The organism is Pseudomonas fluorescens, from assembly GCF_902497995.1.
Taxonomy (GTDB): domain Bacteria; phylum Pseudomonadota; class Gammaproteobacteria; order Pseudomonadales; family Pseudomonadaceae; genus Aquipseudomonas; species Aquipseudomonas fluorescens_BK.
Window position 1 is genome coordinate 48811 of the sequence record NZ_CABVII010000035.1, and the last position, 6155, is coordinate 54965.

Genomic DNA, 6155 nt, shown 5'->3' on the forward strand with positions numbered 1-6155 from the left:
GTCCTCTTTGAGTGGACGGTATTCTGGCGTTTTAGAGGTGAACAACGTGGAGCTTTTATCTGGCGGTGAGATGCTCGTCCGCTTTTTGCGCGACGAAGGCGTCAAGTACATCTACGGGTACCCGGGCGGTGCTCTTCTTCATGTCTACGATGCCCTGTTCAAAGAGCCGGAAGTGACCCACATCCTGGTTCGTCACGAGCAGGCTGCGACCCATATGGCTGACGGCTATGCCCGTGCCACCGGTAAAGCCGGTGTGGTACTGGTGACCTCGGGGCCGGGCGCAACCAACGCCATCACCGGTATTGCCACGGCCTACATGGACTCCATTCCGATGGTGATCATTTCCGGCCAGGTGCCTAGCACCATGGTAGGCACCGATGCGTTCCAGGAAACCGACATGATCGGTATCTCCCGGCCGATCGTGAAGCACAGCTTCATGATCAAGCACGCTTCGGAAATCCCGGAAGTCATGAAGAAAGCGTTCTACCTGGCGCAATCCGGTCGTCCTGGTCCGGTCGTTGTCGATATTCCGAAAGACATGACCAACCCGGCCGAGAAGTTCGAATACATCTTCCCGAAAAAAGCCAAGCTGCGTTCCTACAGCCCGGCCGTTCGCGGTCACTCCGGGCAAATCCGCAAGGCAGCCGAAATGCTCCTGGCGGCCAAGCGTCCTGTGATGTACGCAGGCGGCGGCGTGATCCTCGGTGGTGGCTCCGCGCCGCTGACCGAATTGGCGAAGATGCTCAACCTGCCCGTGACCAATACCCTGATGGGCCTGGGTGCCTACCCTGGCACCGACCGTCAGTTCATTGGCATGCTCGGCATGCATGGCAGCTACACCGCTAACCTGGCGATGCACCATGCCGACGTGATCCTGGCTGTCGGTGCGCGTTTCGATGACCGTGTGATCAACGGCCCGGCAAAGTTCTGCCCGAATGCCAAGATCATCCACATCGACATCGACCCGGCTTCGATTTCCAAGACCATCAAGGCTGACGTGCCTATCGTCGGTCCGGTCGAGAGCGTCCTGACCGAAATGGTCGCGATCCTCAAGGAAATCGGCGAGACCCCGAACAAGGAGTCCGTTGCCAGTTGGTGGAAGCAAGTCGATGAGTGGCGCGGTGATCGCGGCCTGTTCCCTTACGACAAGGGCGACGGCAGTGTCATCAAGCCGCAGACCGTGATCGAAACCCTGTGCGAAGTGACCAAGGGCGATGCCTTTGTGGCGTCCGACGTGGGTCAGCATCAGATGTTCGCGGCGCAGTATTACAAGTTCAACAAGCCCAACCGCTGGATCAACTCCGGTGGTCTGGGCACCATGGGCTTCGGTTTTCCGGCGGCCATGGGCATCAAGTTGAGCTTTCCGGATGACGACGTCGCCTGTGTAACGGGCGAGGGCAGCATCCAGATGAACATTCAGGAACTGTCGACCTGCCTGCAATACGGTTTGCCGGTAAAGATCGTCATTCTGAACAATGGCGTGCTGGGTATGGTTCGCCAGTGGCAGGACATGAGTTACGGTAGCCGTCACTCGCATTCCTACATGGAATCGCTGCCTGACTTCGTCAAGCTGGCAGAGGCCTATGGTCACGTCGGCATGCGCATCACCGACTCCAAGGATTTGAAGTCGAAGATGGAAGAGGCGTTCGCCATGAAGGATCGCCTGGTGGTGATCGACATTTCGGTCGACACCAGCGAGCACGTCTACCCGATGCAGATCAAAGACGGCTCCATGCGCGATATGTGGCTGAGCAAGACGGAGCGTACTTAATCATGCGGCACATTATTTCCTTGCTTCTGGAAAACGAACCCGGCGCTCTGTCTCGTGTAGTCGGGCTGTTCTCGCAGCGCAACTACAACATCGAAAGCCTGACCGTGGCGCCAACCGAAGATCCGACCCTGTCGCGTCTGACGCTGACCACTGTTGGCCACGATGAAGTCATCGAGCAGATCACCAAGAACCTGAACAAGCTGATCGAAGTGGTCAAACTGGTCGACCTGTCGGAAAGTGCTCACATCGAGCGCGAACTGATGCTGGTCAAGGTCAAGGCCACCGGCGCCCAACGCGCCGAGATCAAGCGCACGACCGATATTTATCGTGGGCAGATCGTCGATGTCAGCGCTAGCGTGTATACCGTTCAGCTGACCGGTACCAGCGACAAGCTCGACAGCTTCATTCAGTCCATTGGCACCGCCTCGATCCTGGAAACCGTCCGTAGCGGCGTAACCGGTATTGCCCGCGGCGACAAAGTACTCAGCATCTAAACCAAATTAGCGAATGGCCTGAACGGCCTGGATATATAGGGGAATTTCATGAAAGTTTATTACGAAAAAGACTGCGACCTGTCGATCATCCAGGGCAAGAAAGTTGCCATCATCGGTTACGGTTCCCAGGGCCACGCTCAAGCGTGCAACCTGAAAGACTCCGGCGTTGACGTTACCGTTGGCCTGCGTAAAGGTTCGGCCACCGTGGCCAAGGCCGAAGCTCACGGCCTGAAAGTGACTGACGTTGCTTCCGCTGTCGCCGCTGCCGACCTGGTCATGATCCTGACCCCGGACGAGTTCCAGTCCGCGCTGTACAAGAACGAAATCGAGCCGAACATCAAGCAAGGCGCCACCCTGGCCTTCTCCCACGGCTTCGCGATCCATTACAACCAGGTTGTTCCGCGCGCCGACCTCGACGTGATCATGATCGCGCCGAAAGCACCGGGCCACACCGTGCGTTCCGAGTTCGTCAAAGGCGGCGGTATCCCTGACCTGATCGCTATCTACCAGGATGCTTCGGGCAACGCCAAGAACGTTGCACTGTCCTACGCCGCCGGCGTTGGTGGCGGTCGTACCGGCATCATCGAAACTACCTTCAAGGACGAGACCGAAACCGACCTGTTCGGCGAACAAGCCGTTCTGTGTGGCGGTACCGTCGAGCTGGTCAAAGCCGGTTTCGAAACCCTGGTTGAAGCTGGCTACGCGCCGGAAATGGCCTACTTCGAGTGCCTGCACGAACTGAAGCTGATCGTTGACCTCATGTACGAAGGCGGTATCGCCAACATGAACTACTCGATCTCCAACAACGCTGAATACGGCGAGTACGTGACCGGTCCGGAAGTGATCAACGCCGAATCCCGTCAGGCCATGCGCAACGCCCTGAAACGTATTCAGGACGGCGAATACGCCAAGATGTTCATCAGCGAAGGCGCGACCGGCTATCCTTCGATGACCGCCAAGCGTCGCAACAACGCCGCTCACGGTATCGAAATCATCGGCGAGCAACTGCGCTCCATGATGCCGTGGATCGGTGCCAACAAGATCGTCGACAAAGCCAAAAACTAAGTCGCGCACTTGTACGGAAAACGCGGCCTAGGCCGCGTTTTTTCGTTTGGTGGGCCGGTTCTGGTATAAAGCTGCATCGTTTGCGGCCGAACCCTCGTCCCAGACACCTGTCAAAACTTTCCACACCGTTGCAAGGTAATGTCCATGAGCGAACGTCCCGAAGAGCCAAACCAGGCTTCTGACGCCGAAAGCCTGCTGCCCATCGATGAACATATCGAGGAAGGGCATGACGCTGAAGGCCGTAAAGTCCGGCATCGTGGTATCTATCTTCTGCCGAATCTGTTCACCACTGCGAACCTGTTTGCAGGGTTTTATTCCATCATCAACTCGATGAGCGCCCAGAGCGCCTTGAGTGCCGGTGATACCATCGGCGCTAGCAAATATTTTGCGTTTGCCGCGATCGCGATTTTCGTCGCCATGGTGCTCGACGGCCTCGACGGTCGCGTTGCCCGCATGACCAATACCCAGAGCGCCTTCGGTGCCGAGTACGATTCGCTGTCGGACATGGTTGCCTTTGGTGTCGCGCCGGCCTTGCTGGCATTCGGCTGGGCCTTGGGTGACATGGGCAAGGTCGGCTGGATGGTTGCCTTCATTTATGTCGCGGGTGCTGCGCTGCGTCTGGCGCGTTTCAACACCCAGGTCGGCACCGCCGACAAACGCTACTTCATCGGCCTGGCCAGTCCGGCTGCCGCGGGTGTGGTCGCGGGCATCGTCTGGGCGTTCAGCGACTACGGCATCCAGGGTTCCAAGATGTCCTTCCTGGTGGCGTTGATGGTCGCGGCCGCGGGCATGCTGATGGTCAGCAACATCAAGTACAACAGCTTCAAGGAGCTGGACTTGAAGGGGCGTGTGCCATTCGTGGCGATCCTCGCCGTGGTCCTGGTGTTTGCCGTCGTGTTCAGCGATCCGCCGCGCATTCTGCTGCTGGTTTTCCTCGCCTATGCAGCCTCTGGTCCGGTGCAATATCTGTTAAGACTTCGTCGGCACAAGAACCTGTAATTTCCCCCATACTCCGCAGTCTATTGGTACATAGGTTCTCCAATGCTGCGGAGTTGTCATGCTGATCAAAGTCCCCAAGACGTCTGACTGTCATGAGTCGGACGTCACGCCCGAACCCTTCTATCTATCTCGACGCAATGTGCTGAGTGCCGCCGTCGCCGGTCTGGCTGTTAACAGCCTGCCACGGTGGGCGAGCGCCGCCGATGCTGCGCGTTATCCAGACGTAGAGCCTGGCAAGGCGCCATCCTGGTTTGCCGAAAAGCTTCCTGCTACCAAATGGGGGGCGGTCAACGTCAAGGATGAGGCTGTCGCGCCGTTCAAGGATGCAACCCGCTACAACAACTTCTACGAGTTCGGCACCGATAAAGGTGATCCGGCGGCGAACGCCGGTGCGTTGAAGACCGAACCCTGGAGTGTGGTGGTGGACGGGGAGGTGGGTAAGCCGGGGCGGTATGCGCTGGAGGACTTCATGAAGCCCTATCAGCTGGAAGAACGCATTTACCGTCTTCGCTGTGTGGAGGCCTGGTCAATGGTCATCCCATGGATCGGTTTTCCCATCTCGGCGTTGCTCAAGGAGGTCGAGCCGACTTCCAAGGCCAGGTTCATTCGTTTCGAAACCCTGCAGGATCCCCAAGCCATGCCGGGGCAGCGCTCTGGTTTTGCCTTGATCGACTGGCCTTATGTAGAAGGGTTGCGACTGGATGAGGCAATGAATCCTTTGGCCATTCTTGCAGTGGGTATGTATGGGCGTGAGTTGCCTAACCAGAACGGCGCGCCTCTGCGTCTGGTGGTGCCGTGGAAGTACGGGTTCAAGAGCATCAAATCCATCGTGCGGATCAGTCTGGTCAGCGAGCAGCCAAAAACCACCTGGCAGAGCATTGCCTCCGATGAATATGGCTTCTATGCGAACGTGAACCCCACGGTCGATCACCCGCGCTGGACCCAGGCCCGTGAAAGGCGGTTGCCCAGTGGTCTGTTCAAGCCCAATGTGCGTGACACGCAGATGTTCAACGGCTACTCGGATGAAGTCGCTTCTTTATATGCAGGGCTCGATCTGCGGAAGAACTACTGATGCGCTATCCGTTCTGGCGAATCGGGGTCTTCATCGCCGCCGCGGTGTGGCCCCTGCTTTGGTTGTATCAGGCCTGGGAGGAAGTGCTGGGGCCTGATCCAGGCAAGGTGCTGGTGGACCGCCTGGGCTTGGGGACGCTGGTGTTGCTGCTGATTACCTTGAGCATGACGCCTCTGCAGAAACTCACCGGTTGGGTGGGGTGGGTTGCTGTTCGGCGACAACTGGGATTGTGGTGTTTCGCCTACGTGGTGCTGCATCTGAGTGGTTATCTGGCGTTCATCCTCGGCTTCGATTGGTCGCAGCTGGGTGTCGAGTTGCGCAAGCGGCCGTACATTATTGTCGGGGCGCTGGGCTTTCTCTGTTTGCTGGCGTTGGCGGTGACCTCCAATCGTTATAGTCAGCGGCGTCTGGGAGGGCGCTGGAAGAAACTGCATCGGCTGGTCTATGTGGTTCTCGGGCTCGGTTTGTTGCATATGTTATGGATTGTGCGCGCCGACCTGAAGGAGTGGGCGATCTATGCCTCTATAGGTGCATTGCTATTAGTGTTGCGGTTGCCACCCGTAGCCCGCCGAATCCCACGATTAATTGCTAAAAAGACACCTTCTGCACGAAAGGCTTAATTAAAGGTTGACGGCAGATTCTGTAAGTCTATAATTCGCCCCACTTCCGGCGCAGTCGAAACGGAAAACTCCTTGGTAAACAAAGAGTTACGCAGTTTTCGGCAGCGAGTTGCTTCAGTTCATCGAAGCCCAGA

General features: G+C 57.5%; 6 protein-coding genes. All 6 read left to right on the forward strand.

Going from position 1 to position 6155, the window contains the following annotated elements; all coding sequences use genetic code 11:
• Positions 1-46: 46 nt before the first annotated feature.
• The 6 genes from F8N80_RS28370 (at position 47) to msrQ (ending at position 6021) form a co-directional block, all read left to right on the forward strand.
• Positions 47-1771, forward strand: a complete 1725-nt coding sequence (locus F8N80_RS28370; protein ID WP_150748267.1) for an acetolactate synthase 3 large subunit — start codon at positions 47-49, stop codon at positions 1769-1771.
• A 2-nt stretch (positions 1772-1773) separates the two neighbouring features.
• Positions 1774-2265: an acetolactate synthase small subunit gene (gene ilvN, locus F8N80_RS28375; protein ID WP_003176102.1), complete on the forward strand. Its 492-nt coding sequence runs from the start codon at positions 1774-1776 to the stop codon at positions 2263-2265.
• A 48-nt stretch (positions 2266-2313) separates the two neighbouring features.
• On the forward strand, positions 2314-3330 hold the full coding sequence (gene ilvC, locus F8N80_RS28380; RefSeq protein WP_122540428.1) for a ketol-acid reductoisomerase: 1017 nt from the start codon (positions 2314-2316) through the stop codon (positions 3328-3330).
• 144 nt (positions 3331-3474) lie between these two features.
• On the forward strand, positions 3475-4329 hold the full coding sequence (gene pssA, locus F8N80_RS28385; protein ID WP_064675887.1) for a CDP-diacylglycerol--serine O-phosphatidyltransferase: 855 nt from the start codon (positions 3475-3477) through the stop codon (positions 4327-4329).
• A gap of 58 nt (positions 4330-4387) precedes the next feature.
• Positions 4388-5401, forward strand: coding sequence for a protein-methionine-sulfoxide reductase catalytic subunit MsrP (gene msrP / locus F8N80_RS28390; RefSeq protein WP_150785195.1), 1014 nt, complete (start codon positions 4388-4390; stop codon positions 5399-5401).
• A complete protein-coding gene (gene msrQ / locus F8N80_RS28395; RefSeq protein ID WP_150785196.1) occupies positions 5401-6021 on the forward strand; it encodes a protein-methionine-sulfoxide reductase heme-binding subunit MsrQ in 621 nt (206 codons plus the stop codon). Before msrP ends, msrQ begins: the two co-directional genes overlap by 1 nt.
• Positions 6022-6155: the final 134 nt, after the last annotated feature.

What these genes read in the sequence shown, in the direction of transcription:
- pssA (WP_064675887.1), top strand. Translation starts at nt 3,475, where the DNA reads ATGAGCGAACGTCCCGAAGAGCCAAACCAGGCTTCTGACGCCGAAAGC.
- msrQ (WP_150785196.1), top strand. Translation starts at nt 5,401, where the DNA reads ATGCGCTATCCGTTCTGGCGAATCGGGGTCTTCATCGCCGCCGCGGTG.
- ilvN (WP_003176102.1), top strand. Translation starts at nt 1,774, where the DNA reads ATGCGGCACATTATTTCCTTGCTTCTGGAAAACGAACCCGGCGCTCTG.
- msrP (WP_150785195.1), top strand. Translation starts at nt 4,388, where the DNA reads ATGCTGATCAAAGTCCCCAAGACGTCTGACTGTCATGAGTCGGACGTC.
- ilvC (WP_122540428.1), top strand. Translation starts at nt 2,314, where the DNA reads ATGAAAGTTTATTACGAAAAAGACTGCGACCTGTCGATCATCCAGGGC.